Genomic DNA, 25,532 nt, shown 5'->3' with positions numbered 1-25,532 from the left:
ATAAGTAAGCAGTTAGAGTACATGTGGGTCTACTGCCAGACGTGAGAGAGGGAGCTTGTCGTCTATAAGGCCCATTTGCAGCAAGTAAGTTTCAAATGCGGTGTAGCGGTGACTGTCAACGGCGGCAGGACTGAGAGCCATGCGCCGTAAGATATCCTCCCAGGCGGCCGCGTTGATGTCATTGTCGAGCACGGGATGGGTGGCGATTAATAGCGCCCATGCGGGGTCAGGGTTTTCAACTATCCAATTACTCGCCTCTTCAATAGCGGTTGTGAAGCGTGACCACGTATCTGCACGGCGCACGACGGAATCACTGTTCGCGAGTACCACTAGCCCATCGTGGCGAGGGATGTCCAGCTCCTCAAAGCGGATCAGATGCGTGGTAATTCCTTCGGTGGCTAGCTGCGGCGGTAGATAGTGAAAGAAACCATCAGCCACGGCGTCTGCCTGGCCCTCTCTTAATGCACGTGTCGGATCAAAGTGTAAATTTTGAGGTGCAGAAAAATCATCTGTTTGTTGTACAGAGCGCGGCACTAGTCGTGGGATACTTATATTAAGCCCTTCGCGGGTGGTGTAGCCATAATGCAACCCCGCTAAATTTTTTGCGTTATCAAGCTGCGCGGGCCCCATTACGACTACCGCTGTTAACGCTGTTTCAATCAGTGTCGCAATGCGAATAATAGGGGCGCCTTCATGGGCATAAAGGTGTAGCAAAGGCTGACGTGTTAACGCTAAATCTACCTCTCCAGCCGTTAATAGCTTGATAGCAATAGATGGATCAGCCGGTGACTGAATGTCTACCTCAAGACCTTGGGCGGCATAGTAGCCACGTTCTTTTGCCACCACGAGCGCTGCATGCTGGGGACTTAAGTACCAATCCAACATTAACGTAATGTTTTTTAGTGGCGGTGGCTCTAACGCAGGCGCCGGTGTCAGTGCCATGGTCGGCACTTCCTCTTCGCTGACATCCTCAATAGGAGGCCACAGTGAAGGTGGCACTACCACAACGGTTTCTAGCATCAGCGGAATTGCTGTCTGATCGTTTTTCTGATTGTCGCTGTCAGCGTGACAAACGGAAGTGAAGAGCAACAAAGTGACAATAACGGTGAGTAACGCAAAGTGCCACTGGCGTGATCGGCAGCGCAGCATAGTCAGTAACTCCAAATCTTGTGACGGCGAAGTGTAGCCGCCGAGTAAAGCTCCTGACCAGCCCTTTAGGCATAAGCGTAAGCCGTCAAGGCACAGTAAATTAAATGGTTACATGCAATAATAGCGCTGTATTGAAGTAGAGGCAGAGAGTCATGGATGCAATTTATATGTTCTTTTTGGTGGGCGGCGCGCTGATGGCGCTGAGCATCTTGGCAAGTCGCTTATCGTCAATGATGGGCGTACCTGTACTACTTATTTTCCTAGGGCTGGGCATGCTGGCGGGTGAAGAGGGCGTGCTTGGCGTGGTGTTTGATGATTACTCCATGGCGTTTGCTATTGGTCACCTCGCGCTTGCCATGATCTTGTTAGATGGCGGCTTGCGTACTCGCCTTAAAACCTTTCGGGTTGGTTTTAAACCGGCACTCTCTTTGGCCACGTTTGGCGTTTTTATCACCAGTGGCATCGTTGGTTTAATCGCGATGTGGATTTTTGATCTCACGCTGGTGCAGGGGTTATTAGTCGGTGCGATTGTTGGCTCGACCGATGCTGCTGCCGTATTTTCAATGCTTAGTGGCAGCGGCGTTAATCTTAATGAGCGTGTAGGGGCTACGCTTGAAATAGAGTCAGGCACCAACGACCCGATGGCGATTTTCCTGACGCTAATGTTGGTGGAGTTGCTGGTAGGTGACATTGGCGGCCCAGCGGACACGCTGCTATTTTTCATTTCGCAATTTGGAATTGGCTTAATTGTTGGGGTCGGCGGTGGCTGGCTAAGTGCCAAATTGCTGCGCTGGCTCGACTTAGCACCTGGCCTTTATGCAATGTTAGCGCTGGCGTTAGGGTTTAGCGTTTTCGGCTTCGCCAGCGTATTGGGCGGTAGCGGATTTTTGGCGATTTACCTAACCGGTCTGATGATTGGCAATCAGCCGGGGCGGCACCTCAATTTCATTTTGCCTGTACATGACGGCTTGGCATGGCTCAGTCAAATCGGCCTATTCTTGGTGCTGGGTTTATTAGTAACGCCCAGTGAGCTATGGGACGTAGCGCTGCCTGCTAGTTTGGTGGCGCTAGCGCTGATATTTGTCGCTCGCCCATTGGCCGTGCTGATTGCTATTAAGCCATTTTTCAAATTCCGCTGGCGCGAAACCTTCTTCATATCCTGGGTGGGGTTGAGAGGCGCCGTTCCGATTGTGCTGGCCATCTTCCCCGTTATAGGCGGGGTCGAAAATGCCTCTCTGTACTTTAACATCGCTTTTGCCGTTGTATTGATGTCACTGCTGGTCCAGGGCGGCTCGCTAACGCTAATGGCCCGGTACCTAAAGGTAGAGGTGCCGGTTGGCACCGTCCCCAACCGACGGGGTCCGCTGGGTATTTTACCCGAGAATGACTTTGAGCTATTTGTTTATGGCGTAGAGAACCAAGATTTAGAAGACGTGCCTATTCGCCTGCTGCGTTTTCCTTCTGGGGCATTAATTTCTGCGCTGTTTCGTAATCACGCTATGCTGCAACCGAAGGGCAGTACGCGCCTGCAACTGGGCGACGTGATTTGCGTTATTGGTCGCTCAGCGGATTTGAATACCCTTAATCGGTTGTTTAATGGTGATGCGAAACTGAAACAGGAGCGCGAGTTTTTCGGTACCTTTACGCTGGATGGCACCTCACTAATGCAAGATGTGGCACTGGCCTATGGGCTAACGTTAAGCGACGGAGAGGCGAACATCACGCTGGCCGAATTTGTTGCCATGCGCGTAGGAGGGAATCCAGTGCTAGGGGATGATGTGGACTGGCACGGCATACACTGGGTAGTCAGCGAGATGGAAGGTGGAAACATTACTCGCGTTGGTATTCGATTGTACTAAGGGCGTTGACTTACAAGGAAAAGCTGGTAGTATATGCACGCATAAGCCGGAGGGATGGCAGAGCGGTTGAATGCACCGGTCTTGAAAACCGACGTAGGTGAATAACCTACCCAGGGTTCGAATCCCTGTCCCTCCGCCACTATTAAAAAAGCCCCGTAAATCAAAAGTTTACGGGGCTTTTTGTTTTCTTATTTCACTACTCAGTTTCACTACTTTTTTCACTACTCTCCCCACCTATAGACTGAAGAACCAGAAAAGAGACTAATTAGTCCCTTTTGCATAGCGAAAGTACGTCTACAGGCAGCAGAATATCTGGCGGGTGAGCATCGGCCCTTGGCACAGCCAAGGGCTGCCTCATAGAAAGGCTCTCAGATTCCCAAATATCGAGCAGTAGCTTTAAAGAGAGGCTTGCGCCACTTGATAGGGGTAAGGCAAACTAAGTATGGCTAGGTAGCGGGTTGCCTGTAGGCAGTCTTAAATCAGCGTGCAGGCGAGAAGGGTTAAGTTGTTCGACTTGCCAAGGGTTTACGCTGTGGCAGAGTGTGACTCTTTCATTTCAGTCTGCACCGCATAAACAGTGCTGGTACTTGCTGGTGCTAGCTTGGCTACTTTCCTAACGCTGAAACCTGCTTCTAACAATTCTCGGATACGCTGGCGCTTTTCTTCATCCGCTGGGCGTCCCTTGTATTTACCCTCTTGCTTTGCCTTTGCTATGCCTTGTTGCTGGCGCTCACGTCTCTGTTCGTAGTCCTTGCGGGCGATAGCAGCCATCATATCTAGCATCATTGAGTTGATTGCATCCAGCATGCGAGCAGTAAACTCATCTCCGCTGGTGTCCTTCATGCTTTGGTGGCTGGTGGGCAGGTCTACGGCAACCACGCGCAGCCCTTTGGCATCAATCTCAGCACGTAGGCGCTTCCAGTCGTCACGTGGCAGACGGGACAAGCGGTCGATAGCTTCCACTAACAGTACATCTCCTGGCTGCGCGTCGTTCAGTAGCCGTCGCAATTCCAACCGTTCTGCTTTAGCCCCTGAAGCGTTCTCCGTGTAATAGCTGGCGATGCTGCTACCCTGACCTTTAGCGAATGCAGTCAGTTGCTCACGGGCACGGCTGGCATCTTGATCTTCTGTACTGGCGCGTAGGTAGGCACGAATAAACATCAGTTAGGCTCGCTTTGTGGTGAGGTGTATCGGTTTGGGTTGAGTTCGTTAAGTGTATCGGTTTGAGTTAATTTCCGATAATAACGATACGCTATAAGCCGCTCACTTTTTATATCGGTTGATGTATACCTTATTCGATACATTAGGCGCCTTCAAACTTGACCACTGCACTCAAGAGCTTTTGAGGGTGAGACCATCTTCTAATTTGAACTTATTGCATTCATGGAGGGGATATGTACAAGACGTTGACGTCTTGAGGGAATAGCAAGGATGCTCCATCCTGAATTCTTGCAAGGATAGGGGGGGGGGGAGTAAAGATAGGGTTTGGTAGAGATTGGGTCAGCCCGCTCTTCGCTAATAAAAAACTAGTTCTTACAACGTTCAGACCATATTTCCGGGAATATCAAAGAGTCTTCGTTGCTTAAGAGGACATTAGATGTTCCTCCAGTTCTGCCGTTATCGCTAACAACCGTATGAACAATAAACTGTGTACGCCCCGCGTAAGCGCCGAAAGCATTTTTCGAATTAAAACTACCGCATACATCCCCCGAGAGAGTTTCGCCATCTTCCGAAGCCGTTCCGTAGAAATTAGTATCCTCAAAACGCGTTGAGCCTGGATCCCTCATCATTTTCTTTATTCTACCTTCAGCGAATGATATTGCATCTGATTCACTTGGAGGTGTGACGCTGGAGATCACTACGAAAACCATAAACGCGATGACCAGGCCAGCCACCACCATTAAAAACGTCTTCATTAAACATTCCTATGGTCTATTTTGAACTCACGCACCGCCAGCACCATGACTACCAACCAAAAGAAGGCTCGCAGGCACCGCGAGGAGCTGTTTTGAATATCGAAGAATACCTAGTTCAGCCCACTATTGCTACATTGTTTCTTGTTTTATCAAGACCTATTGGAAGCATCTCTGTAGCTCGATAGCTTGCACTCAGCCTCAAGGGCTACCTTGACTCATGTAGTGTATGTCCAGGGTGGCACTCAGCTATGCCTCTAGGAGCTCCTGTGGGCGTGCTAGAGGCGTTTTAATGGGGTTTGGTAGTAGGGGTAGGGCTGGGGGTTATCGTGGTTTAGAGGGGCTTCTAACCCTAGTTAGATTAGGTTTTGATTGATGTTTGGGAGAGATGGAAGGGTGGGCTTAACACACAGCATAAACAGAAAAGGCAGAACCCCGTATAATCGAGGCTCTGGCTTCATTAGGTGACTGACTAGCCTATACTGGCCACTCTCTTGATCAGTTGTGATTGTTGCTATATTGTTACGTTATTGCATTATGCGGGAATACTTAAGGGTGTGTAGGTGTTAGCAGCTTGTTGCTTAAACTTCTCTACCAGCTTCTCTCGTTCTGCTTCTTGCTTAGTACGCTGTTTCTCCTCTTCTGCCTCGACGAGCTGCTGCACTAGCAAAGACTGATAGTGTTGGTGCTCTGCTTCCAGCTCTTCAATATAGCGTTGCTTGGTCTCACGCTTCACTGCTTCAACATCTTTAGTCAGTAAATGCTCTGGTTTATTGAGATGAACAACATATGGTGGCGTATGAAGATCCAGAGGGAAGTCTGTTGATAGGCTATAGCCTTGCTTTACTAGCTCCTCATAGTCTAGCAGGAGCTGTTGGGGCAGGTCTCTCTGTAGTCGGTGCTTAGACTGCTGACTCTTGGAGAAGAGTAGTTCTGCTGAGGCAATACGGCTATCTAGCTCTTCTTGGCTGTACTGGCGGGGAGTGCCTTTAATAGTGATCTTGTCTTTTGCTTGGTTAGTCATTTTTGTTACTCCTGTTTGTGTTTATGGTTTAGTCTTTTTGTGTGGACGCTTTAAAAGGCGGGAAAACAATCTCGCTTTCAGCTCGGCAATAGTTCACTTGCTTCGCTGCGTTCATATTGCAACCCTAACCTAATTTTAAAAAAGGTTGTGTGAAGCCGTCATACCCGTCATGAAAGCTCTACAAGGCACGGTGTATGGGCCTTAGGGGCCATGACGGCTGTATGACGGCTGTATGACGGGTGTATGTAGCCGTCATAATTAGAAGGAAATTTTAGATAAGGCAGCCTCTAACTGTCTCGGTGGGGTAGCTGTGCTATACCCATCCTCCAAACCTTTCGGTGTTATATAGTATTTCTGAGATGACCCCCTTTTCATCTTGCAACCCAAGCTAAGCAAGGCGCTGGCAATATTAATTTCAGAGATACCCTTTTCAAAATCACCATCTATCTTGGATTTTACCCACTGCACAGACAGAACAGGGTGCGTTTCGATAACTGAAGATAGAATCTCTTCCAGTCTGTCTGTTGTAGAAAACCCCATCATTTCCGTTTTTGAGGTCGTCGGTGGTGGAGCATCTGTCACTCTAAAGCTACTCAAGTTAACTTGCTCTAAATAGTCCCTTACTAACTGGAAGCCTCCATCTAGCAACCAAGGCTTTAACTTGCTATTGATGAAGTCCGAGGTTTCCGCTTGGCTCTCTTTGTGTTTAATAAACTCCGGCACCCAGAACCTTCTATCGCCTTTCTCTAGCATCAAGGGGAGGTGGTCGTTACTAGTGACAATGAAGTTAATGTAGTTATCAATGGTAATAGTCGGTTTATGTTTTCTATGCAGTGGAATTGTCGCATTGCCCTGGAAGGCTTTAAGCGCATCTGTTGTGCTCTTTTTGCTCTTATACACCTCATCAATCAACAGCAGCGTTTTACCCTCTACTACGTCGTTGAAGTCGCCTACAACATCCTTTAGGCCACACACCGCTACACTTCGTTTGCCTATCAAGTTAGCCAAAAGAGTTTCAACAAGAAAGCCTTTTCCCACTCCGTGCTCGCTCCTTAAGACAGGAGTTGCTATTACTCTCTCTTCTGGCTTTCTTACAGTATGAGCTAACCACCAACCAAAATAATTGCGTTCCATATCGTTTGGAACCCATCTTTTTAGAAACTCTAAAAACAAAGATACTTGAGAGCGGACTACTTTATTGCCAGAAGGCTGGATGGCGGGTGGCTGCCAGAGATTGAGGAGGCCCTCTGTAAGCACTCTGTGGCCATTTGGCTGGAAGCCCTCACCATATACCCAGTCTAGGCTGTTAAGGAGGTATTGGGGGTCTGGTGAAGGGCTGGCGCTTTGTTTGCTGTAATAATTGCAGAGAATGGCTGGATCAGCTTGTTCTGTGTCAGTAACAACATCTTTAAAGCGGGGAAACGTGTTGCTAGAGGGGAGTCTAATAAAGCGATCTTTTACAGCTTCAATTGCTTTGGTGTCAAATTTCTTAGTGCAGTGTGGTGTTGCGTTGGTCATTAATATTTACCTCGTTTGAGTGGGTATGTGTGTTTGTCTTCATATCAGTAAGAGCCTTAGAGATGATTACGTTCAAAGTGTGGTTAGTGCTAGCAAATCCGTAGAGGCTCATGACCTCTAATAGCTCTCTGCTGGCGCGTTCATTCAGTTTTGTGCGCATATTCCTGACTCCTGATAATAGTTGATGGAATCTTTAATTAGCTTCAACTTAGTTAGAAGCTGGTTCAGAGGGTGACTCTTAAAGGGGTGGGGGATGCCGTCTGCAATTCTCTGTTTAATCAGGTCGCGGTATTGTAAGTCAGTCATATCTGGGTGCTCTGATTGCCGAAGACGGCGTACTCTAACCTGACACGTTGTGCTACAGAATACTTTATGGCTCCGCCTGCCAGAAATAGGCTTTCCACAGCAGATACAAAGGGAGTTATAAATTTTGGGCATAGAGTCTCCTCCAATAAGGTTTGGTGATTTGAGTTATGGTCTATAAGTTTACGGCAGACACAAAAAAGGAGACGCTAAAAGCAATCTCCTTCCTTAAAGGTCTGCCTTGATGGGCAAGGCGAGGGTGTTCGTAAAACTTTACATGCTGATTCTATTATACACTAAAAATACAGCAGGTCAAGCATATTAATGCAAATGAGTCAAATATTTTTTTATCGCTACCCTGTAATGCCCATTCTTCCTACAGTTGGTACCTAAATATAAAATACTGGGGAACGATAGAAGTGAAGCATAGAGGCTCATTCATTTCCCCAATAACCTAGGGTTTTATACCCTTAAAAAAGGACTTAGAACCCTACCCTGTAGGTAGGCCTAGGGTAAGGTGCTATCGTTGTTTCAAGGGGTATAAATTGCCTAGTTTGTTTAGGTTTTGATTGATGTTTGATAGTGGAGTGGGGTGAAGTTGTAGTGAAGCAACTCGATTGCCTCTCTCTTCTGTTCCATGGAAGCTCCAGCACTGTACACGTCAAACGTTATAAGGCCAGTCTCATGCCCAACGATTGCAGGGATAACTAGAGCTGGCGCTCCTTTATGTTGCATTTGGGTTACAGCAGTCTTTCTGATTGAGTGGTATACGTGAAGGCGAGAATAGCCTAATCCTGTCTTCAACCTGCCAAACCTCTTGGACATATAATCTAGTCGATTCTGGTATTTATTGTTGCCGCCTTTGAATAGATACCCGTCTGAAGAGCTGTTCAATAGACGCTTAAGCAGTGTTGTAATCTCAGAGTGAAGGGGGATCTCACGAAGACCCGCTTTCGTCTTGGAGTCTTCTATCTTTATGCTGGTGGGAATGTGGCCTGTGAATATGACGTTATCTTTGCTTATCCTCCCTATCTCTTCTATGCGGCAACCAGTGTATGCACCAACTGCTATAAGGTTGGCAAGGTCTGTATCGCCTTTCTCTACTGCCGCCTTGTGAAGATTCTCAACCTCTTCCACAGTGAAGGGAGTATAGCTTTCCCCAGCATCTTTGCCTGTTCTAGGCAACTTGTGGCCATCAAAGGGAGAGGGGCTTGCTCCAAACTGCTCACGAAAAGGCGGGGAGTATTTGATTGCCCACTCCCAGAATCCCCGACCTGACCAAAGATAATTCCTCCTTGTCTTGCTGGCAGAAGATACGGAATCAAGGAATCTATGAACGGAGTCAAAAGTAAGCTCAATACCTTCTGTACTTAACCAGTCTGACAACCTTTGCACTCTGGAAACATGAGAATCCCTTGTCTTCTGTTTCTCTACTTGGGTATCTAGATGCTTTGACCACTGCTCGACCATGGATTTGCTGATAGGAGAGCGTGGTTTAAAAGTGTTAGGGGAACGAGTTATTTGCCTTGCTTCTTCCACTTCCGATTCAGAGAGGGAATATTCATCAGCAGTGGCAGCAATGCCCACCTCCTCAATAATTTGGAGGTACTTGTTATGGAGGTCAATTCCTTCCCCCTGAGTTAGCGGCTTGTTCTCGATGAGCTTAAAGGAGTATTCCTTAATCCTTTGGGCAAGGTCTGGTCTGCCATCATCTATCAGGTCGATATGTAGGTCATAAAGAGAGTCTAGAAACTCGCCTGTATCTGTCTGCTCTGGCTTTGGGGTATAAAACCGTTGTGCAGCATCTACCTTTTTCTGAATCAGGGTTTTGCCCTCATCTGCCTGCAATTCTCGCCACTCATCAGCAGCTAGCTTTTTACTCGAACGGGCCTCAACAATCAGAGCCTTCCACTCTGCAAGAATGGGGTAGCTTACGTCTCTGGCCTGCGCTCTGTTGGATGTGCCCGTTGTACGCGTCAACGTTCGCCTGTTTCCGAGGGCTGCTCTGACGTCAGCAGGTATTGTTAGTTTGACGTACCAAGTCGATTCACCTGCTTTCTGATACAGGTAATCGCGTTCATATTTTTTGACCATGGGCAGACTCAAAGCAAGGTGATTTTGGCGCGTATTTCACTACTCAATTTCACTACTCTAGCTTCTTAGAGGCCCGTATATCAAGAGCTTAGGGGGCTACAGGTCGATTGTCTGAAAGTCCCTGTCCCTCCGCCACCTCGATACTAAGCTCCTGATTCGTCAGGAGCTTTTTTTCGTTTCTAGGCTTTGCGCTTCCTGCCAAGTAGCCCTTTTATAGAATACTCGGGGCGATTCAAAGTAATTAAGAGGCCAGGATTTAATCTTTCCTCTCATTTACCTCTAATGTCGACTTCTAAGCCCCTACGCTTGTCGCGGTGAGGGGCTTAGAGCTTTGCTAGAAAAGGATTCTAGCTTTCTAGTGAACCCGGCTGAGCCGTATCAAAAACCAGACTTATTAATCTTTGTCCCTCGTATACAGTCACCGTAAGCCTTCGTGTCGCCCATTTTTTCTGCTACTTTACGGCAATCTGCGGTTCGTGATGAAGAAGGGCCTGAGCTACAGCCTGCCAGCAGTACGGCAATTAAACACAGTGGGATGAGCGCCTTCATGGATAACTCCTTATCAGTTAAATAATCCTGCTACATTTAACAGCATCCACGCGGTCAATGTCGATTGGCTGAAATTTTTTATACGTGTGAATTCGAAGCGTATTGCTGCGATTGATAGGCACATATTCCTCAGCGCCTTAAAATCGTAATTAACCATCGGGTCTGATCGTGACGGAACGCCAATGCAGACATTATGTCTTAGCTGAAATATTCTTTAACGAGGAGTGGCGTATGGAGCGTGTATTCGCATGGGATCATCGACGTGAGCAAGTGGTTTATCGTATTCCCGGGCATACGCATAATGATGGTAGCGAAGATAGTGACTTCTCACCTGTCTGGCTGCCGAGCAGTGAGTCAGAGCTGCCGGATGGCATCACCATTGATGACCTGCGAAAAGTAACCGTTAAGGATTGATTCTATTGATGGAAAATACCAATCCTGCCTAAGCGGATCACCTAATGCAGAAGCTAAGTATTTGAGAGATAGATAATTGCGAATAGAAATACCACCAAAACGTCTTGTTGGGTCGGCTAGCCTTATCTAATTTACGCTTGACTCCATTGTTTATCTCAAAATAAGCGTTATTATGCTGTGAGTTTGATGCTATTAATTCACTAAGGAACATCTAACATGTTGAAAGGATTGATCGTCTGCTTTGCGATGCTATTTGCTCAATTGGCAGTGTTGCATGTGATCGATGCACGTTTATACAGCTCCCCTCAAGATGCACGTCAAGCGGCAGTCACCACCGTGACCGCTCATAAAGATGATGAAGAAGAAGCACAAAGCTAAATAATTCTTCCATCAGACGATGACCTAGTGGCACGGCTCGCGTCACTAGGTGTTCGTAAGAGTTAGACTTATTTAGGTAGCTCATTTAGCCAGTCTTTAAACGTCGCCCACGAACGCTGGGCGGTCCAAACACACTAAAGGCGTGTGGTGCACCGGCATAAATACCGACTTCGTAGGCAATGCCCGCTGTTTCGAGCTCACCTGCGAAGTAGTGCAACGTTGAATTACCATTTGTGTCGAAGACAAGTACTTGCGTCTGGAACTCAGTAACGGCATGCTTGTCCGTTGGTAGAATACTATTAGGGAGCATTAACACATGGCTTACAACGACTCACGTATGGCGCACGCCCAGGCGGGCGGTGTGGCAAACAGTGTCAGTACTAACAAAGTATTGCGTAATACCTACGCACTGCTGGCGATGACACTCTTGTTTTCGGCAGTAACAGCGGGTGCCGCCGTTGCAATGGGTATTCAGCAGATGAACATTTTTGTGTTCTTCATTGGTGCTTACGGACTAATGTTCCTTGTACACAAAACGGCGAACTCAGCGGCAGGGCTGCTGGCGACGTTTGCGTTTACAGGGTTCATGGGCTTTACCCTTGGGCCGATTCTCTCCGCCTACCTAACGCTTCCTAACGGCGGCGCATTGATCATGAATGCACTTGCTATGACGGGGCTTACGTTTGTTGGTTTGTCTGCTGTAGCACTTACGACCAAAAAGGATTTTAGCTTCCTAAGCAATTTCCTGATGGCTGGTGCAATCGTGCTGATTCTTGCCATGGTCGCGGGCATCTTCTTCAATATTCCTGCGCTTTCACTAATGGTATCTGCGGGCTTCGTACTGTTTGCTTCAGCTGCTATTCTGTATCAAACCAGTGAAATCATTCACCGCGCCGGTGAGACTAACTACATACTCGCTACCGTGACGCTTTACGTCTCAATCTACAATCTGTTTGTTAGCCTGTTGTCGATTCTAGGTATTATGAGCAACGATTGATTTTAAACAGCGCTAGACGATAGGACAGGCCCTTTTGTGAGGGCCTGTCTTTTTTTTAAGCTAGCTGTGACTAGGTATTAAGATGATGCAGTACGGTTTATTGGTGATGGGGGCTCCGTATAGCAGTCCTGCACCGCATTCTGCTTTACGTTTTGCCCACGCAGCTATTGCGCGGGGGCACCGGTTGGCGGGAGTGTTCTTCTATCACGACGGTGTCCATAATGCGTCTTCACTGATGACACCTCCGCAGGATGAACTCAACCTCAATGAAGCCTGGCTCGAGCTTCATCGTCTGCATGACGTACAATTAGATGTCTGTATTGCTGCAGCGTTGCGCCGGGGGGTGATAAGCGAATCGGAAGCGCAGCGGCATGGTAAGCAAGTGTTTAATATTGAGAAACCTTTTGAATTAACCGGTCTTGGACAGTTACTTGAGCTACAGCAGCGTTCTGACCGCTTTATTACTTTTGCTTAAATGGTGAGTCAATGGCGGCGCCTGATGCACTACTGGTGATTATTCGCCATGCACCTCACGGCTCAAACTGGTTACGTGAAGGATTAGATACGGCACTGGTTGCGGCGGCGTTTGGACAGCCGGTAGAACTGTTATTTATGGGGCAGGGTATAATGGCCCTGTTAAAAGAGCAGGGTAGTGGCGCACCAGGTCAAAAAGCCACACTACCAACGATCGATATGCTGGAAATGTACGACATTGATAAGCTCTGGGTGCCACAAGAGGGATTGGAAAGCCTGAATATATCTGCAGATTCGCTTGTCGATAGCGTAACCCTAATAGCGAATGTCGATATCCCTAATTTATTGCAACAACACGCAAAAATACTCAACTTTTAGTGGGGGCATGGCGATGTTACACATCCTCACGAAGATGCCAGACAGTAGTATATATGCTCAAATGCAGCTTGCAGCAGGGGCTCAAGATACGGTGCTATTGGTTGAAGAGGCGGTGACTGCCGCTCTTAATCCGACCTGGAATGCATGGCAGTACTTTCATAAGCGCATTTATTTGCTTTCAGAAGACCTTGCTTCTAGAGGCCTAGTAACGAGAGCCGCTGATCATGGATTACCTACGATCGATGCAGACGGTTTTGTCGTACTGACAGAACAGAATGAAAAAATAGTAACCTGGTATTAAGTATGACTAACCCGAAAATATACCGCTATCTTGATTCGGAAAAAAAATGGGGTCTTGATCCTGAAGGTTATCTTGTTAATCAAACAGACTGGAGCGAGCCCGTAGCCGAGTTAATGGCAAGCGAAGAAGGATTGCCACTGACCCCTGCGCACTGGGAAATAATAGACGTTGTTCGGGCTTTTTATCAGCGCTATGAAATGGCACCGGCGATGCGGCCGCTGGTAAAAGCAACCAAAACGGCACTGGGTGAAGAGAAGGGGCGTTCCATCTACTTGATGCAGCTTTTCCCAGGCAGCCCGCCTAAAAGGATTGCTCGATTAGCTGGTTTGCCAAAGCCGACTAATTGCCTCTAACACGCATTTTTCAATCACGTTAAGCAACATCGCCGCGCGTACATACCGAAAGCACCACTGCATCGCTATGGCTGGTCGAAACGAGCGCATGGCCCATATCACTATCGAAGTAGATACTGTCGCCTTCAGCTAACATTAGCGGGGCATAAAACTCGGTGTGGAGCATGATATCGCCATGTAGCACCATTAAAAATTCTTCGCCATCATGGCGCACCCATTGTTGATACTCCTCGAAACTGCGGGCGCGTACGATAGTTTTGAAGGGGATCATGCGTTTTTGGGCTAACTGATGCCCGAGCAATTCATGCTCGTAGGTAGGCGTAGGGTGCAGCTGCCCTTTGCCTTTGCGGGTTAAATCGCGGCGGCCCATGGTGTAGCGCTCGCGCTTTGGTGGCGTCAGCAGCTGAGGCAGGTCAATGTTCAGGCCCGTCGTTAGCTTCTGCACCACGCTAAAGGTAGGTGACACTTGGTCATTCTCAATTTTAGACAGCGTTGAACGTGCAAGCCCTGTACGCTGGCTTACATCTTCCAGCGTCCATTGGTTAGCTAGACGAATTTGCTTGAGTCGTTCGCCCAGGCGCAGTGGTTCGACAAACGGCTTGCTTCCCGATGCAATACGCAGCGCGGCATGCTCTTCAGTAGTTGCGGTCATAAATCGTCACATTGGCTGCGTTAACGTGGGGCATTTAAATATAAATATGATACCACAGCTCAAACTCACGCCCATTAGCCAGCCCCAATAGAGGCGGGCCTTAAGGCACTTCGGCGAAGGGCAGACCCAGCAGCGCTTTTAGATGCGCCTCGACACCACTGGCTAACGATTTTGGGTTATAGCCACCTTCAAGCACCGAAACAATACGGTTATCGGCGTAGAGCGTGGCGATTTCCATAGCAAGATGAGTGATCCAGTAAAAGTCTTCATCCTCCAAGCAAACGTCGCCCATTGGATCATCACGATGGGCATCAAAGCCTGCAGATATCATAACTAAATCTGGCTTAAAAGCATGCAAAGCAGGCAGCCAATGGCTTTCGATAATGCACCGAAACTCGGGGCCATCGGTGCCGGCTTCCAATGGTGTATTCACAACGTTTTGCCACTCACTGCGTAAGTAGCGCCACGGATAAAACGGATATTGGAAGCTTGTGCAAATGAGAATTTCAGGATCGTTTTTGAAAATATCGATTGTGCCATTGCACTGATGCACATCAAAATCCAGTATGGCAATGCGCTGAGCACCATATTTTTCGCGTGCATGGGCTGCGCCAACGGCAATATTATTATAAAAACAGAAGCCCATCGCATCGCTGGCTTCCGCATGATGACCTGGTGGCCTAACGGCACAAAACACATTATCTGCCTGGCACTTAAAAACCTGATCAACCCCCCTAATAACAGCGCCGGCAGCCATTCTAGCGGCTTGCAGGCTGTCAGGATTCATCATGGTATCGTCATCCAATGCAATGATGCCTTCTGTGGGTAAACACTTTTCCAGCGCGCGAAGATGACGCAAGGGGTGTACCCTGGCTAATGCCTCTTCACACGCTTCTTTGGCGTCGGACTGCATGGTCTGCTGTAGTAAGCCAGCAAGCGATAGGTGAGCGCGAATAGCCTCCAGACGCTGTGGGCTTTCCGGATGCTCTGGCCCCATATGGTGCAATGAGCAATCGGGGTGGGTAAGGTAGGCGGTAATCATTCAAGCGCTCCATTATTATTGATGACACCTTAATTGCCTCCAGGCCCTACGCGACAGTCTCAATAAGTCGTACAGCCGCTATTTATGTCAGGGGAGACTTATTCGTGAGCACGCGCTTCTTACACCATTTTTTTCAGCCTCGTACACTTGCGGTATTTGGTGCCTCTGAAAAGCCGTCATCGCTGGGCGGTTTAGTGCTGAGAAACATTCAAGAGGGCGGCTTCAAAGGGTCGCTATGGGCCGTGAACTTGAAAGGCTACGCTCAGGTATTCGGAGTCCCGTGCGTTAGCCGCGTAAATGAGCTGCCCGAAGTGCCCGACCTAGCCGTGGTGTGCTCGCCTATTGAGGGTATACCCAGTTTAATTAAAAAGCTTGGTCAGGCAGGTGTCAAAGCCGCTCTGGTACTTTCTGGCGGTGCTTATCTGGATCGTGATAAGGGCAATAAAGGCTCTATTCGTGAAAGGATGCTGAGTGCGGCCCGTATTTCAGGCATCCGGGTATTGGGTCCTGAATGCATGGGGCTGATTGTACCGGGCAAAAATCTTAATGTTTCTTACGCCAGTCAGCCGGTAAAAGCGGGGCGTGTCGCTTATTTGGGCCAGTCCGGCATGCTGGCCAATGCAATGATAGATTGGGCCGCTGGGCGAGATGTAGGCTTTTCACATCTAATTACGGTTGGCGATAGCGTAGACGTTCTATTGCCGGATCTTATTGATTACGTTAATCAATACTCACCCGCTCAGGCAATATTGCTACACCTAGAGCGGATCAATGATGCCCAGCACTTTATGACGGCCGTGCGCGATGCATCGCGTAATCGCTTAGTGCTGGCGATCAAAAGTGGGCGCACGCCCGAATCTGACATTTCCGGCATGGCGCCCACGCCCGGCATTGCGAATCGCGATGCAGTATTTGATGCTGCCTTTGCTCGGGCTGGCGTTGTGCGCGTTGATGATTCTGATGAGCTGCTTGATGCGCTAGAAACGCTTTCACGCATGAAGCCCCTGAAGGGGGATCGCCTGGCCATTGTCTCGAACGGGTTGGGGCCTGCCATGCTGGCTATCGATAAGCTGATTAGCGCTGGCGGTAAGTTAGCCGAATTTAGCGCTAAAACGCAGGCGGCATTGCACCTTAGCCAGGTCGACATGAGTAAGCCGGGGGAAAACCCGGTGGATTTAGGCGGCAATGCGTCGCCCGAGCGGTTTGTTCAAGCGCTGGAAATTGTCACTGCTGATGCCAATGTCGATGCCGTACTGGTCGTTCACGCGCCCACTCGCATGGCGCCATCGTTAGTCACTGCTCAAGTGCTAATCGATAACCGTAAGAAGTTTCGTCGTAACTTACTGACCAGTTGGATGGGCCTAAAAGAGGCTTTGAATGCGCGTCATATATGTAATTTAGCCGAAATCCCTACCTACATTTCACCAGAGAAAGCCGTTAAGGCTTTCATGCACATGGTGATCTACCAGCGTGTTCAGGCGCTGTTACAAGAAATTCCGCCCAGCTTACCCTTTTCAACGAGTCCTGAAATACGCGCTCAGTGCCGCACGCTCATCAAGCAGGCAAAAGAACAGGGCCGGCAAACGTTAACTCACTCTGAAACTGCTCAAGTGCTTGAGGCATACGGTATTCCAACGGCACCCAGCGTGTACTTATCTAGTCCTGAAGAAGCGCTTGAAAAAGCCATAGGTATTTCGGGAAGCAAAGCGCTCAAGGTTGTCCATGAAGGCAATTGCCGCCCTTATCGGTACCGCAAGCATCCGCATAAAATTTCTGCAGGCTTATTGCAGGATTTAGAAACCCCAGAGCAGGTGGCTGAGGGTATTCGTCAGTTGGGCGATAAAGTCGCGGAAAAATTCCCGGAGTATGAGATCCGCGAATACTGCTTGCAGCCTATGCAACGCGGCAAGCATTCCATGCAGATCTGCGCAGGTATTACTCGTGATCCGGTGTTTGGCCCGCTTATTGTCTTTGGTATTGGCGGTTATAAGGTCAATGTCTTAGCCGATCGCCAAGTAGCGCTGCCGCCGCTGAACATGAGCCTAGCCGCCGACGTAGTGGGCAGAACGCATGCGGCCTCGTTAATTCGCGAACACTCCGCCGACCCTAAGCGGGATATACAGCATCTGTGCCAAATGCTGGTCAAATTATCGCAAATAGCGTCAGACCTTAGCGATCTGCGCGGGCTTGAGGTTAATCCGCTGATACTCAATCGCGATGGTATGATCGCCGTTGATTTCGCGATGGATCTGGGTACACCGTCGCGCTTTGCGATCATGCCTTATCCAGAAGAGCTACGTGAATGGGTGACGCTAAAAAATGGCTGGAAAGTCGAGGTAAGGCCTATTCGTGCTGAAGATGCGCATTTAATTACCTCGTTCCACCGCCAGCTTTCAGAAGAGAGCATTCGCTTTCGCTACTTCCACAATAAATCCAATTTAACGCAGCGTGATTTGTCGATTTTGTCGCATATCAACTACGACCGCCAGATGGCCTTTATTGCTGAATATTTAGGTGAGAACGGCAGCAAAGAAATGCTTGGCGTGGCGAGAGTGTGGAACGACCCTGACAATATTCGTACCGAGTTTTCAATCATCATTCGTGATGACTTGCAGGGGCTCGGCATTGGCAGCCTGTTAATGAAGAAGATGATCGACTACTGCACTAACATCGGCACCCTGGAAATGATCGGCAAAATCATGGTCGATAACCATCCGATGCGGGCCTTGATGAAGCACCTAGGTTTTAAATGCCGTTACAACATGGAAGAGCAGGTGATTGATGCCGTGCTACGCCTCAATGAACCTGACAATGAGTGGCAGCGGCATCGCCTCGAGAGCCTGCCAGACTAATCTCAAAAGGCCTGTCGCTATCCCTGCAGGCCTCTCGAATGCTTTTTATGTACTCGTCGCGTTAAGGCGCTAAGCGAAAACGGCTCCACTCATGGCTATCGCGACGTTCAAACCGCAGTCGGTCGTGCAAACGACTGGGCTGGCCTTGCCAAAACTCGATCATGTCAGGTGCTACGCGGTAGCCGCCCCAGTGAATTGGGCGCGGTATGTCTTGTCCATCGTAGGCTTGTTCAAAGCGCTTTTGGCGCTCTTCAAGCCAGTTGCGCCCTGGAATCACAACGCTTTGGGTAGCAATCCAGGCACCAAGCTGGCTCCCGCGCGGGCGGCTGGCAAAATACTCATCTGACTCTTCGGTGGGTATCCGCTCAACGAGTCCTTCGATACGGACCTGCCGGGAAAGTGATGGCCACCAAAACGTCATAGCCGCGTAGGGCACATTGCTTAACTCACTGCCCTTATGGCTATGGTAGTTGGTGAAAAACACCATTCCGCGTTCATCAAAGCCTTTTAACAGCACTACCCGTGCGTGTGGCCTGCCTTGGCTATCCACACTCGCCAGCGTCATGGCATTGCTATCCTGGCCTTCTTTTTCCAGAGCGAGAGTGAACCATTCATCAAATAGGACAAAAGGATCGTTGGGTGCCAGCGACTCATCTAGCCTGCCGCCTTCATAATCACGCCTAATATCGGCTATGTTACGTGTCATCGAATGACTCTCCCTTGAATTTCATCCATGGTCGCCGGTTTTACCTCAAAGCTCAAACCGCTACTCTCGATTTTCAATGAATATAGAGCGATCCACTAGGCTTTCGCCAGCAAGTGATTACAACGTTATTTTTGATAGAGCTATTTTTGGCGCAACTGCCGGCTACGAAAACGCGCATAGCCCATACAGCCCGCAAAAAGGGCAAGCGAAACGATGGCTTCCGAAATGCCACGAACGCTTTGCCCTGGAACGCTTGCCAGCATGACACCTTGAGTGAAATAGAGCAGGCTGACGAACGCAAGCCATGCGTGTCCACGCGCCCGCCGGCCAATAATAGAAGGCAGAAACAGTACAAGGGGAAGCACAAAAGCCACGACAGGGCGCCAGTTGAATTCATCGCCCTGTACTAAAAAACCTCGATAAATAACCAATACCAGCAAGATGGCACCACTAACTAGCACCAGTTGGCGACTTTTAAGCGTGAGCTTATCTAATCCATGCCGTGCCTCGATATCTTCCAGCCACTGTCTCATACAGCGTTCTGCCGCATGGCATTCAATGCTAGTGCGAGTCGAGCCAGCCGTTTTCCCTGTGCAACGCAAAGCTCGCGCTCATGCGCATCAACAGAGTGATCGCTGCGAGCTCCGGCTAGGTGGCTCGCACCGTAGGGCGTGCCACCCCTCTGCGTCTCTAATAGCGCTGTTTCGCTATACGGTACACCCGCGTAAACCATTCCATGATGCAGCAAAGGCACCAGCATCGTCAGCAATGTGCTTTCCTGACCGCCATGCAAACTTGAGGTTGAGGTGAATGCGCAGGCAGGCTTATCAATCAGTGCACCGTTCATCCATAGGCTGCTGGTGGAATCGATAAAATACTTAAGCGGCGCCGCCATATTGCCAAATCGCGTTGGGCTACCCAATGCCAACGCGCTGCAGTTACGCAAGTCGTCTAGATCAGCATAGATCGCGCCCTCAACAGGAATTTCGGGATCAACGGCTTCACAGGTTGTTGAAACCGGTGCCACAGTGCGCAACCGTGCCTGAATACCGGGTACGCTTTCTACGCCGGCTGCAATTTGCTGCGCCATGGTGGCGGTAGCGCCGGAGCGAGAGTAGTAGAGAACCAAAACGTATGGGGTCATATCATTCATCATCATTCCTGAATAAGATCATAAAAGCGGTCTTGATAAATACAGATAAGCCTATCTGTCCTATGGTACCAGAGCTACCGACAATGCTGGCTAGGAGGCAAGCGCCGTTCGTGTATCTGGACGACGCAAGTAAACCCAGGCACAAGTGCCGTCCTCAAGAGTTATGGTCCTACGATCGTAGCGTACGCCCAGCCGTTCATAGCGGTCTAGGCGGCGCAATTCCGCGGCGTCTATAGTGAGTAGCAACCCATTGACGTGACTCTCGGGCTCGGGCGTAAGGTCAAGACCGTTGCGCTGATAACCCACAAGCACGGCGTCTTCAGGAGAGCCGAAACTACCCATAACGGCCAAGCGCACCGGAGCATAGCGCAGCGTACCGTATACAAAGACCTGATGGATGCGCTGCTCAATGTCGTCTAGATCGTCTGGGCGATCATAAAACCATGGGCTGAGCATGGTTAGCCACAGCCATCCTGCCATGCCCACAATCCCCACACCGCTGCCGATGGCTAGGCGTTTCAACCAAACTGTTTTAGCCAAAACAGAGTGCCTCTCACTGAAGGGTAAATAAGTGCAGGCATAGCTTGGCGCTCTGAATAGATGATGACAAGCCCTATGTTATCGACTTATTTAATCTGTTTAAGCACAGTATTCGAGTTTGTTAGGATAGTCATTAGACCCTGTCAGAGGAGCCTGCAATGAATCAGCCACTTCGTGATGATATGGATTTTCGAGCTCTCGTCGGTGATGTTAGGCCGCTACCGGCAAGTAATCGCGCCGATCCTACTGCTCATCGTCAATGTCCTTCTGACGCTCAGCTGGCACGCCGTGAGTGGGCAGAAGAAGAGCGAGGAGCGCGCAATTTTTTATCCGACGACTTTGTCGACCTGCTTCCTCCTTTTGATCCTATCGAGTATCGCCGTGAGGGCATACAGCAAGGCGTTGTCGATAAATTAAAGCACGGCGGTTATAGCGTTCAGTCCCAGCTCCATCTGCTCAGGCGTCCTTTAAGCGAGTGTCGGCGGCTGCTTTTTCCTTTTATTCAGGAAGCCTATACCCACGATTTACGCTCGGTGTTGATTGTGCATGGCCGTGGGCGCGAGATTGATAGTCCGGCTAACGTTCTGCGCTCTTATCTTGCCAAGTGGCTCAGCCAATTTGAGGAAGTGCAGGCGTATGTATCAGCCCAGCCGTCTGAAGGAGGGCTGGGCGCCACGTGGGTAATGCTGCGTAAAAGCGCTCGCGCTAAAGCCAATAACCGCGAGCGCCAGCAAAAGAGACGTGGCCAGCTGTAATCGATACGGCATAAGATGCTATTATTGTAACATTAAGCCATTTTAAACCGTTAATGTCCTTATCTTAGACCTTTAAAAACTGACAGCTTATTGTAACTGATCTACTTAATAACCATGCTTCATAATGTGCTATATTTAGATCATAACCGATATTTTTTTCAACTATGTTCTCTTAAGAGCATCTTATGATTACTGAAAATAAATCACCCGCCGCGATTGCTGAAACGTTAGGGGAGCGCCTAAAGCAGGCGCGCCTCAATCATGACATGACACAAGCAGAAGTAGCAGATCTAGCGGGTTTATCCAGAAAGGTGGTACTGAATGCTGAAAAGGGAAAAATCCAATTAGAAGGTCTGGTAGCCATCATGGTGGCTCTTGATATGACGGCCCAGTTAGAGCACTTTTTACCACCACAAACTATTTCACCACTGCAGCTTTCCAAGCTTCAGAGCAAGCAGCGTCAGCGCGCCTCTGGCCAGAGAAAAACCAAGGATGAGGAGCCACTTGAATGGTAATGGAAGTTATCAACGTCAGCTATCTCGACCGCTACGTAGGGGCGGTGAGTTTCGATACTCGTACCGGCGTTGGTGCCTTTGAATACGATGGCGCCTTTATTAACGACGGCGTTGAGCTTTCTCCTATTAAAATGCCACTTGGCAAAAAAATATTCAGCTTTCCTGAGCTCAATGTTGAAACCTTCAAGGGCCTGCCAGGACTCATCGCCGACTCGCTTCCAGACGACTTTGGTAATGCCGTGCTCAATGCATGGGTGGCCAGCAAAGGCGGGCAGGCTGGCGATATTACGCCGCTGCAGAGGCTGCAATATACCGGCAAGCGGGGCATGGGAGCGCTGGAGTATTCGCCTGCCACGAAACTAAAAAGTCTCAATGCCTCCGCTCACGTTGAAATAGCCACCTTAGTCGGCATTGCGCAGGAAATACTCGATAGTCGATCAACCTTTTCCGTTGAGCTTAATAAAGAAGGCCAGGAAGACAGAGAAGCCATGATGGCACTACTATCTGTCGGAATGAGTGCTGGAGGCGCTCGTCCTAAGGCGGTTCTGGCGTTTAATCAGGATTTTACCCAAGTGCGCTCGGGACAAACACGCGTACCGGATGGGTTTGCTCACTTTCTAATGAAGTTTGATGGTGTCAGTGAGCATAATAAAAATCGTGAAACATTTGGCGACCCGCTAGGCTATGGCGCCATGGAGTACGTCTATCACCTGCTAGCGAAAGCCTGCGGCATTGAGATGATGCCTTGTAAGCTGATTAATGAAGGTCCACGGCGTCACTTTATAACGCAACGGTTTGATCGTATCGGCAATCGTAAACTGCACGTGCAAACCCTGAACGGCATAGCCCACGTTGACTATAAAAAACCAGGCTCATTCTCATACGCTGAATTATTTGGTGTGGCGAGACAGCTACAGCTTTCTGCCGCAGATGCCGAACAGCTCTTTAGGCGCATGGTTTTTAATATAGTGGCTAGAAACCACGATGATCATGCGAAGAATTTTGCATTTATGCTGAAAGGAGGAGCCTGGTCACTTGCACCGGCTTATGACCTTGCTTACAGCTACAAACCGGGGAGCCCATGGGTGAACAGCCACTGGATGAGCCTCAATGGTAAGCGTGACCATTTCTCTCGCAGTGACCTTTATACGCTAGAAAGGCTGAGCCCTTTGTTTACCCGTAAAAAAATCAACGCCATTATTGATGAAACCATTGCACACGTTGCCCAGTGGCGAAAGCTTGCCTGCGAACACGGCGTGCCGGAATCATTGATAGACGAAGTGGCGTCAAACCTTCGGCTCGCGCTTTAAAATCAAAAAAACCGGCAAAGGCGCAGGTCCTTTGCCGGCTGATACTCAATGTTACTTGCTGGCAGCTAAGCGGCGTTCAAACAATGCCTGGCGCACCTCAACATCCGTTTGATAACGAACGCTAAAAGCATTCAGCGCGCGCAAGGCATCTTCTGGATGCTGGTCGTCGCGTAGGGCCATTGACGTAAAGCCACAGCGGCGCATGTAGTCCAATTGATCAACCAAAACATCGCCAATGGCACGCACTTCACCTGCGTAGTGAAAGCGCTCACGCAGCAATCGAGCGACCGTGTAGCCGCGACCGTCGGTAAAGGCAGGAAAATCAATCGCAATGGCCGCCACACTGCCGATTTGCTCACTCAGCGCGGGGGTTAATTCGGTATCACTGGTAAGCAGCGGCGCCAGTTCAGCATCTTCTTGATTCGCTTGCCATAGCGCCAACGGTACAAACGCCGGGCGCTGTTCAGGCAGAGTATCGGTGTCATAGGAGACACACCAGGCGTTCTCGGCCGCTAACTCGCCATTCACAATTAAATGATTAGCGTGCAACGGCGTCTGCTCTAGCACCTCCGCCTCATCATTGGGCACATCTGTCGTTGGTGTGCTTGTATTTGGCATGCTCTTATTTGGCATAAACATGCTCCTTAAAGGGTTTTAGGCCAATACGGCGGTAAGTATCCAAGAAGCGTTCGTCTTCATGGCGCTGATTCACATAGACCGCCAATACTTTTTCGACCACGTCAGGTACATCTTGGCGGAAGAATGAAGGGCCCAAAATTTTTCCCAGCGAGGCATCATCAGTAGAGTTACCGCCAATCGATATCTGGTAGTACTCTTCACCCTTTTTATCGACGCCCAAAATGCCGATATGGCCGACATGATGATGCCCGCAGGCATTCATGCAGCCGGATATATTCAGATCCAGAGGGCCAAGATCATACAAGAAATCCAGGTCTTCAAAACGTTCCTGCAGCGCTTGTGCGATAGGAATAGACACTGCGTTGGCCAAGCTGCAGTAGTCGCCGCCTGGGCAGCAAATAATATCGTTGAGCGTCCCTACCGTAGGGTTCGCCATGCCAAGCGCGTCTAGCTCTTGCCAAAGCGCCTGCATTTCATCGACAGGAACATCGGATAGCACTAAGTTCTGTTCATGCGTCACGCGCACTTCACCAAAGCTGTAGCGGTCAGCCAAATCTGCGACGGCTTCCATCTGATCAGCAGTGACGTCACCCGGGGCATGCTCTTGGCGTTTAAGCGACAACGTCACCGCTTTATAACCAGCCACCTTATGATTAGTGACGTTGTTGGTCACAAAGCGCGCAAAACTACGGTTATCCGCGCGCAGGCGGTCAAAATCTTCAGTGGCTGAGGCGGCAACCGGACGACGATCAGGCTCAGGGAAGTGGCCTTTAGCGGCGTCGACAGCGGCTTGATTAAGCGTTTGGGGGCCGTCTTTTAAGTGCGCCCACTCTTCGTCTACCCGGCGGCGGAATTCATCAATACCAAGCGCTTTAACAAGAATTTTGATCCGCGCTTTGAACTTGTTGTCGCGCCGGCCGAACTGATTGTAAACCCGGACACAGGCTTCAAGATACGTCAGCAAGTGCTGCCAAGGTAGATCTTCACGAACCACGTCAGCAATCATGGGCGTACGTCCTAAACCACCACCGGCCAATACTTTAATGCGCAGCTCACCCTCGGCGTTGTACCAAAGGCGCAGACCAATATCATGCACTTGAATCGCTGCGCGATCTTGCGCTGCACCGCTAACCGCGATTTTAAACTTACGCGGCAAATAAGCGAATTCCGGGTGCAGGGTAGACCACTGGCGGATTAGTTCGCACCAGGCGCGCGGATCTTCCACTTCATCATTGGCGATACCCGCGAACTGATCGCTGGTCGTATTGCGAATGCAGTTGCCGCTTGTTTGAATTGCGTGCATCTGAACCTTAGCTAGATCGGCCAAGATATCCGGCACATCTTCGAGGGCCGGCCAGTTCAGCTGTAAATTTTGACGCGTGGTAAAATGGCCGTAGCCACGGTCATAGCGGCGAGTAATCTCAGCCAGGGCACGTAGCTGATGACCATCCAGCATGCCATAGGGGATTGCAATGCGCAGCATTGGCGCATGCCGTTGAATATAAAGGCCGTTTTGCAACCGTAACGGGCGGAACTCTTCTTCGCCCAAACGCCCAGCGCGATAGCGTTCCATTTGGTCGCGAAACTGAGCGACACGCTCATCAACCAGTGTTTGGTCGTGAATATCATAACGGTACATGTGGCACGATCCTGCTAAAAAGCGA

General features: G+C 49.4%; 27 protein-coding genes and 1 tRNA gene. 13 read left to right on the top strand and 15 right to left on the bottom strand.

Translation table 11 applies throughout. The features are described 5' to 3' along the window. Nucleotides 1–12: 12 nt before the first annotated feature. On the bottom strand, nucleotides 13–1,149 hold the full coding sequence (locus ACTH5D_RS04575; protein ID WP_441668787.1) for an ABC transporter substrate-binding protein: 1,137 nt from the start codon (nucleotides 1,147–1,149) through the stop codon (nucleotides 13–15). 152 nt (nucleotides 1,150–1,301) lie between these two features. Here ACTH5D_RS04575 and ACTH5D_RS04570 point away from each other — a divergent pair, with 152 nt between their 5' ends. Further along, the gene (locus tag ACTH5D_RS04570; protein ID WP_441668785.1) at nucleotides 1,302–3,008 is read left to right on the top strand and encodes a potassium/proton antiporter; all 1,707 of its coding nucleotides are present in this window, start codon (nucleotides 1,302–1,304) and stop codon (nucleotides 3,006–3,008) included. 48 nt (nucleotides 3,009–3,056) lie between these two features. After that, a tRNA-Ser gene (locus tag ACTH5D_RS04565) sits at nucleotides 3,057–3,147 on the top strand. 386 nt (nucleotides 3,148–3,533) lie between these two features. Here the strand turns inward: ACTH5D_RS04565 and ACTH5D_RS04560 are convergent. The 5 genes from ACTH5D_RS04560 to ACTH5D_RS04540 all read right to left on the bottom strand — a co-directional run bounded on the left by ACTH5D_RS04560 (nucleotide 3,534) and on the right by ACTH5D_RS04540 (nucleotide 9,860). After that, nucleotides 3,534–4,169 carry a recombinase family protein gene (locus ACTH5D_RS04560; RefSeq protein ID WP_441668783.1) on the bottom strand — a complete coding sequence of 212 codons (636 nt, stop codon included), beginning with the start codon at nucleotides 4,167–4,169 and terminating at the stop codon, nucleotides 3,534–3,536. 365 nt (nucleotides 4,170–4,534) lie between these two features. Then, a complete protein-coding gene (locus tag ACTH5D_RS04555) occupies nucleotides 4,535–4,924 on the bottom strand; it encodes a hypothetical protein (protein ID WP_441668781.1) in 390 nt (129 codons plus the stop codon). A gap of 532 nt (nucleotides 4,925–5,456) precedes the next feature. Then, nucleotides 5,457–5,945, bottom strand: coding sequence for a hypothetical protein (locus tag ACTH5D_RS04550; protein ID WP_441668779.1), 489 nt, complete (start codon nucleotides 5,943–5,945; stop codon nucleotides 5,457–5,459). A gap of 258 nt (nucleotides 5,946–6,203) precedes the next feature. Beyond that, entirely contained in the window at nucleotides 6,204–7,463 is a 1,260-nt protein-coding gene (locus ACTH5D_RS04545) for a primase-helicase family protein (protein WP_441668777.1), read from the bottom strand. Between the two features lie 861 nt (nucleotides 7,464–8,324). After that, the gene (locus ACTH5D_RS04540) at nucleotides 8,325–9,860 is read right to left on the bottom strand and encodes a tyrosine-type recombinase/integrase (RefSeq protein ID WP_441668775.1); all 1,536 of its coding nucleotides are present in this window, start codon (nucleotides 9,858–9,860) and stop codon (nucleotides 8,325–8,327) included. Nucleotides 9,861–10,640: 780 nt separating this feature from the next. Here ACTH5D_RS04540 and ACTH5D_RS04535 point away from each other — a divergent pair. Both ACTH5D_RS04535 and ACTH5D_RS04530 read left to right on the top strand, forming a co-directional pair. Then, complete coding sequence (locus ACTH5D_RS04535) at nucleotides 10,641–10,823, top strand: hypothetical protein (RefSeq protein ID WP_441668773.1); 183 nt, start codon at nucleotides 10,641–10,643, stop codon at nucleotides 10,821–10,823. A gap of 216 nt (nucleotides 10,824–11,039) precedes the next feature. After that, nucleotides 11,040–11,201 carry a hypothetical protein gene (locus tag ACTH5D_RS04530; RefSeq protein WP_441668771.1) on the top strand — a complete coding sequence of 54 codons (162 nt, stop codon included), beginning with the start codon at nucleotides 11,040–11,042 and terminating at the stop codon, nucleotides 11,199–11,201. An 85-nt stretch (nucleotides 11,202–11,286) separates the two neighbouring features. Here ACTH5D_RS04530 and ACTH5D_RS04525 read toward each other — a convergent pair whose 3' ends face one another. Next, nucleotides 11,287–11,511 carry a hypothetical protein gene (locus ACTH5D_RS04525; protein ID WP_441668769.1) on the bottom strand — a complete coding sequence of 75 codons (225 nt, stop codon included), beginning with the start codon at nucleotides 11,509–11,511 and terminating at the stop codon, nucleotides 11,287–11,289. Between the two features lie 6 nt (nucleotides 11,512–11,517). Between ACTH5D_RS04525 and ACTH5D_RS04520 the strand changes: the two genes are divergently transcribed. The 5 genes from ACTH5D_RS04520 (at nucleotide 11,518) to ACTH5D_RS04500 (ending at nucleotide 13,704) form a co-directional block, all read left to right on the top strand. After that, nucleotides 11,518–12,198, top strand: a complete 681-nt coding sequence (locus tag ACTH5D_RS04520) for a Bax inhibitor-1/YccA family protein (RefSeq protein WP_441668767.1) — start codon at nucleotides 11,518–11,520, stop codon at nucleotides 12,196–12,198. Between the two features lie 85 nt (nucleotides 12,199–12,283). Continuing rightward, complete coding sequence (gene tusD, locus ACTH5D_RS04515) at nucleotides 12,284–12,673, top strand: sulfurtransferase complex subunit TusD (protein ID WP_441668845.1); 390 nt, start codon at nucleotides 12,284–12,286, stop codon at nucleotides 12,671–12,673. 11 nt (nucleotides 12,674–12,684) lie between these two features. After that, the gene (gene tusC, locus ACTH5D_RS04510) at nucleotides 12,685–13,050 is read left to right on the top strand and encodes a sulfurtransferase complex subunit TusC (RefSeq protein WP_441668765.1); all 366 of its coding nucleotides are present in this window, start codon (nucleotides 12,685–12,687) and stop codon (nucleotides 13,048–13,050) included. Nucleotides 13,051–13,057: 7 nt separating this feature from the next. Next, nucleotides 13,058–13,351, top strand: a complete 294-nt coding sequence (gene tusB / locus ACTH5D_RS04505) for a sulfurtransferase complex subunit TusB (RefSeq protein ID WP_441668763.1) — start codon at nucleotides 13,058–13,060, stop codon at nucleotides 13,349–13,351. A 2-nt stretch (nucleotides 13,352–13,353) separates the two neighbouring features. Then, on the top strand, nucleotides 13,354–13,704 hold the full coding sequence (locus tag ACTH5D_RS04500; protein ID WP_441668761.1) for a TusE/DsrC/DsvC family sulfur relay protein: 351 nt from the start codon (nucleotides 13,354–13,356) through the stop codon (nucleotides 13,702–13,704). A gap of 19 nt (nucleotides 13,705–13,723) precedes the next feature. Here ACTH5D_RS04500 and ACTH5D_RS04495 read toward each other — a convergent pair whose 3' ends face one another. Both ACTH5D_RS04495 and ACTH5D_RS04490 read right to left on the bottom strand, forming a co-directional pair. Then, on the bottom strand, nucleotides 13,724–14,356 hold the full coding sequence (locus tag ACTH5D_RS04495) for a helix-turn-helix domain-containing protein (protein ID WP_441668759.1): 633 nt from the start codon (nucleotides 14,354–14,356) through the stop codon (nucleotides 13,724–13,726). A gap of 100 nt (nucleotides 14,357–14,456) precedes the next feature. Further along, entirely contained in the window at nucleotides 14,457–15,398 is a 942-nt protein-coding gene (locus ACTH5D_RS04490; RefSeq protein WP_441668757.1) for a histone deacetylase family protein, read from the bottom strand. Nucleotides 15,399–15,502: 104 nt separating this feature from the next. Between ACTH5D_RS04490 and ACTH5D_RS04485 the strand changes: the two genes are divergently transcribed. Beyond that, nucleotides 15,503–18,250 carry a bifunctional acetate--CoA ligase family protein/GNAT family N-acetyltransferase gene (locus ACTH5D_RS04485; protein ID WP_441668755.1) on the top strand — a complete coding sequence of 916 codons (2,748 nt, stop codon included), beginning with the start codon at nucleotides 15,503–15,505 and terminating at the stop codon, nucleotides 18,248–18,250. 61 nt (nucleotides 18,251–18,311) lie between these two features. On the opposite strand, the gene pdxH is transcribed toward ACTH5D_RS04485, so the two are convergent. From pdxH to ACTH5D_RS04465, 4 genes are all read right to left on the bottom strand, one after another. Then, the gene (pdxH, locus tag ACTH5D_RS04480; RefSeq protein WP_441668753.1) at nucleotides 18,312–18,956 is read right to left on the bottom strand and encodes a pyridoxamine 5'-phosphate oxidase; all 645 of its coding nucleotides are present in this window, start codon (nucleotides 18,954–18,956) and stop codon (nucleotides 18,312–18,314) included. A 140-nt stretch (nucleotides 18,957–19,096) separates the two neighbouring features. After that, nucleotides 19,097–19,489 carry a DUF2069 domain-containing protein gene (locus ACTH5D_RS04475; protein WP_441668751.1) on the bottom strand — a complete coding sequence of 131 codons (393 nt, stop codon included), beginning with the start codon at nucleotides 19,487–19,489 and terminating at the stop codon, nucleotides 19,097–19,099. Continuing rightward, nucleotides 19,486–20,109, bottom strand: coding sequence for an NAD(P)H:quinone oxidoreductase (wrbA, locus tag ACTH5D_RS04470; protein ID WP_441668749.1), 624 nt, complete (start codon nucleotides 20,107–20,109; stop codon nucleotides 19,486–19,488). The genes ACTH5D_RS04475 and wrbA overlap by 4 nt, the downstream gene beginning before the upstream one ends. Before the next feature lie 90 nt (nucleotides 20,110–20,199). Then, a complete protein-coding gene (locus tag ACTH5D_RS04465; protein WP_441668746.1) occupies nucleotides 20,200–20,649 on the bottom strand; it encodes a gamma-glutamylcyclotransferase family protein in 450 nt (149 codons plus the stop codon). A gap of 158 nt (nucleotides 20,650–20,807) precedes the next feature. Here ACTH5D_RS04465 and smrA point away from each other — a divergent pair, with 158 nt between their 5' ends. The 3 genes from smrA to ACTH5D_RS04450 all read left to right on the top strand — a co-directional run bounded on the left by smrA (nucleotide 20,808) and on the right by ACTH5D_RS04450 (nucleotide 23,229). Further along, nucleotides 20,808–21,404, top strand: coding sequence for a DNA endonuclease SmrA (smrA, locus tag ACTH5D_RS04460; RefSeq protein ID WP_441668744.1), 597 nt, complete (start codon nucleotides 20,808–20,810; stop codon nucleotides 21,402–21,404). A gap of 185 nt (nucleotides 21,405–21,589) precedes the next feature. Further along, on the top strand, nucleotides 21,590–21,919 hold the full coding sequence (locus ACTH5D_RS04455; protein WP_441668742.1) for a helix-turn-helix transcriptional regulator: 330 nt from the start codon (nucleotides 21,590–21,592) through the stop codon (nucleotides 21,917–21,919). Further along, nucleotides 21,913–23,229: a type II toxin-antitoxin system HipA family toxin gene (locus ACTH5D_RS04450; RefSeq protein ID WP_441668740.1), complete on the top strand. Its 1,317-nt coding sequence runs from the start codon at nucleotides 21,913–21,915 to the stop codon at nucleotides 23,227–23,229. The genes ACTH5D_RS04455 and ACTH5D_RS04450 overlap by 7 nt, the downstream gene beginning before the upstream one ends. 51 nt (nucleotides 23,230–23,280) lie before the next feature. Here the strand turns inward: ACTH5D_RS04450 and ACTH5D_RS04445 are convergent, their stop codons facing one another. Continuing rightward, nucleotides 23,281–23,862 (bottom strand): DUF934 domain-containing protein, encoded by a 582-nt coding sequence (locus ACTH5D_RS04445; RefSeq protein WP_441668738.1) that lies wholly within the window; start codon nucleotides 23,860–23,862, stop codon nucleotides 23,281–23,283. Next, nucleotides 23,852–25,507 (bottom strand): nitrite/sulfite reductase, encoded by a 1,656-nt coding sequence (locus ACTH5D_RS04440; protein ID WP_441668843.1) that lies wholly within the window; start codon nucleotides 25,505–25,507, stop codon nucleotides 23,852–23,854. Before ACTH5D_RS04440 ends, ACTH5D_RS04445 begins: the two co-directional genes overlap by 11 nt. Nucleotides 25,508–25,532: the final 25 nt, after the last annotated feature.

This window comes from Halomonas sp. (genome assembly GCF_052095695.1).
Taxonomy (GTDB): Bacteria; Pseudomonadota; Gammaproteobacteria; order Pseudomonadales; family Halomonadaceae; genus Vreelandella.
Note: the sequence above shows the minus strand (reverse complement) of the source record. Positions and strands in the feature narration are given on the sequence as shown.

Bases quoted from the DNA above. Each gene is read 5' to 3' on its own strand.
- ACTH5D_RS04575 (WP_441668787.1), bottom strand. From the start codon at position 1,149: ATGCTGCGCTGCCGATCACGCCAGTGGCACTTTGCGTTACTCACCGTT.
- ACTH5D_RS04570 (WP_441668785.1), top strand. From the start codon at position 1,302: ATGGATGCAATTTATATGTTCTTTTTGGTGGGCGGCGCGCTGATGGCG.
- ACTH5D_RS04560 (WP_441668783.1), bottom strand. From the start codon at position 4,169: ATGTTTATTCGTGCCTACCTACGCGCCAGTACAGAAGATCAAGATGCC.
- ACTH5D_RS04555 (WP_441668781.1), bottom strand. From the start codon at position 4,924: ATGAAGACGTTTTTAATGGTGGTGGCTGGCCTGGTCATCGCGTTTATG.
- ACTH5D_RS04550 (WP_441668779.1), bottom strand. From the start codon at position 5,945: ATGACTAACCAAGCAAAAGACAAGATCACTATTAAAGGCACTCCCCGC.
- ACTH5D_RS04545 (WP_441668777.1), bottom strand. From the start codon at position 7,463: ATGACCAACGCAACACCACACTGCACTAAGAAATTTGACACCAAAGCA.
- ACTH5D_RS04540 (WP_441668775.1), bottom strand. From the start codon at position 9,860: ATGGTCAAAAAATATGAACGCGATTACCTGTATCAGAAAGCAGGTGAA.
- ACTH5D_RS04535 (WP_441668773.1), top strand. From the start codon at position 10,641: ATGGAGCGTGTATTCGCATGGGATCATCGACGTGAGCAAGTGGTTTAT.
- ACTH5D_RS04530 (WP_441668771.1), top strand. From the start codon at position 11,040: ATGTTGAAAGGATTGATCGTCTGCTTTGCGATGCTATTTGCTCAATTG.
- ACTH5D_RS04525 (WP_441668769.1), bottom strand. From the start codon at position 11,511: ATGCTCCCTAATAGTATTCTACCAACGGACAAGCATGCCGTTACTGAG.
- ACTH5D_RS04520 (WP_441668767.1), top strand. From the start codon at position 11,518: ATGGCTTACAACGACTCACGTATGGCGCACGCCCAGGCGGGCGGTGTG.
- tusD (WP_441668845.1), top strand. From the start codon at position 12,284: ATGCAGTACGGTTTATTGGTGATGGGGGCTCCGTATAGCAGTCCTGCA.
- tusC (WP_441668765.1), top strand. From the start codon at position 12,685: ATGGCGGCGCCTGATGCACTACTGGTGATTATTCGCCATGCACCTCAC.
- tusB (WP_441668763.1), top strand. From the start codon at position 13,058: ATGGCGATGTTACACATCCTCACGAAGATGCCAGACAGTAGTATATAT.
- ACTH5D_RS04500 (WP_441668761.1), top strand. From the start codon at position 13,354: ATGACTAACCCGAAAATATACCGCTATCTTGATTCGGAAAAAAAATGG.
- ACTH5D_RS04495 (WP_441668759.1), bottom strand. From the start codon at position 14,356: ATGACCGCAACTACTGAAGAGCATGCCGCGCTGCGTATTGCATCGGGA.
- ACTH5D_RS04490 (WP_441668757.1), bottom strand. From the start codon at position 15,398: ATGATTACCGCCTACCTTACCCACCCCGATTGCTCATTGCACCATATG.
- pdxH (WP_441668753.1), bottom strand. From the start codon at position 18,956: ATGACACGTAACATAGCCGATATTAGGCGTGATTATGAAGGCGGCAGG.
- ACTH5D_RS04475 (WP_441668751.1), bottom strand. From the start codon at position 19,489: ATGAGACAGTGGCTGGAAGATATCGAGGCACGGCATGGATTAGATAAG.
- wrbA (WP_441668749.1), bottom strand. From the start codon at position 20,109: ATGAATGATATGACCCCATACGTTTTGGTTCTCTACTACTCTCGCTCC.
- smrA (WP_441668744.1), top strand. From the start codon at position 20,808: ATGAATCAGCCACTTCGTGATGATATGGATTTTCGAGCTCTCGTCGGT.
- ACTH5D_RS04455 (WP_441668742.1), top strand. From the start codon at position 21,590: ATGATTACTGAAAATAAATCACCCGCCGCGATTGCTGAAACGTTAGGG.
- ACTH5D_RS04450 (WP_441668740.1), top strand. From the start codon at position 21,913: ATGGTAATGGAAGTTATCAACGTCAGCTATCTCGACCGCTACGTAGGG.
- ACTH5D_RS04445 (WP_441668738.1), bottom strand. From the start codon at position 23,862: ATGCCAAATAAGAGCATGCCAAATACAAGCACACCAACGACAGATGTG.
- ACTH5D_RS04440 (WP_441668843.1), bottom strand. From the start codon at position 25,507: ATGTACCGTTATGATATTCACGACCAAACACTGGTTGATGAGCGTGTC.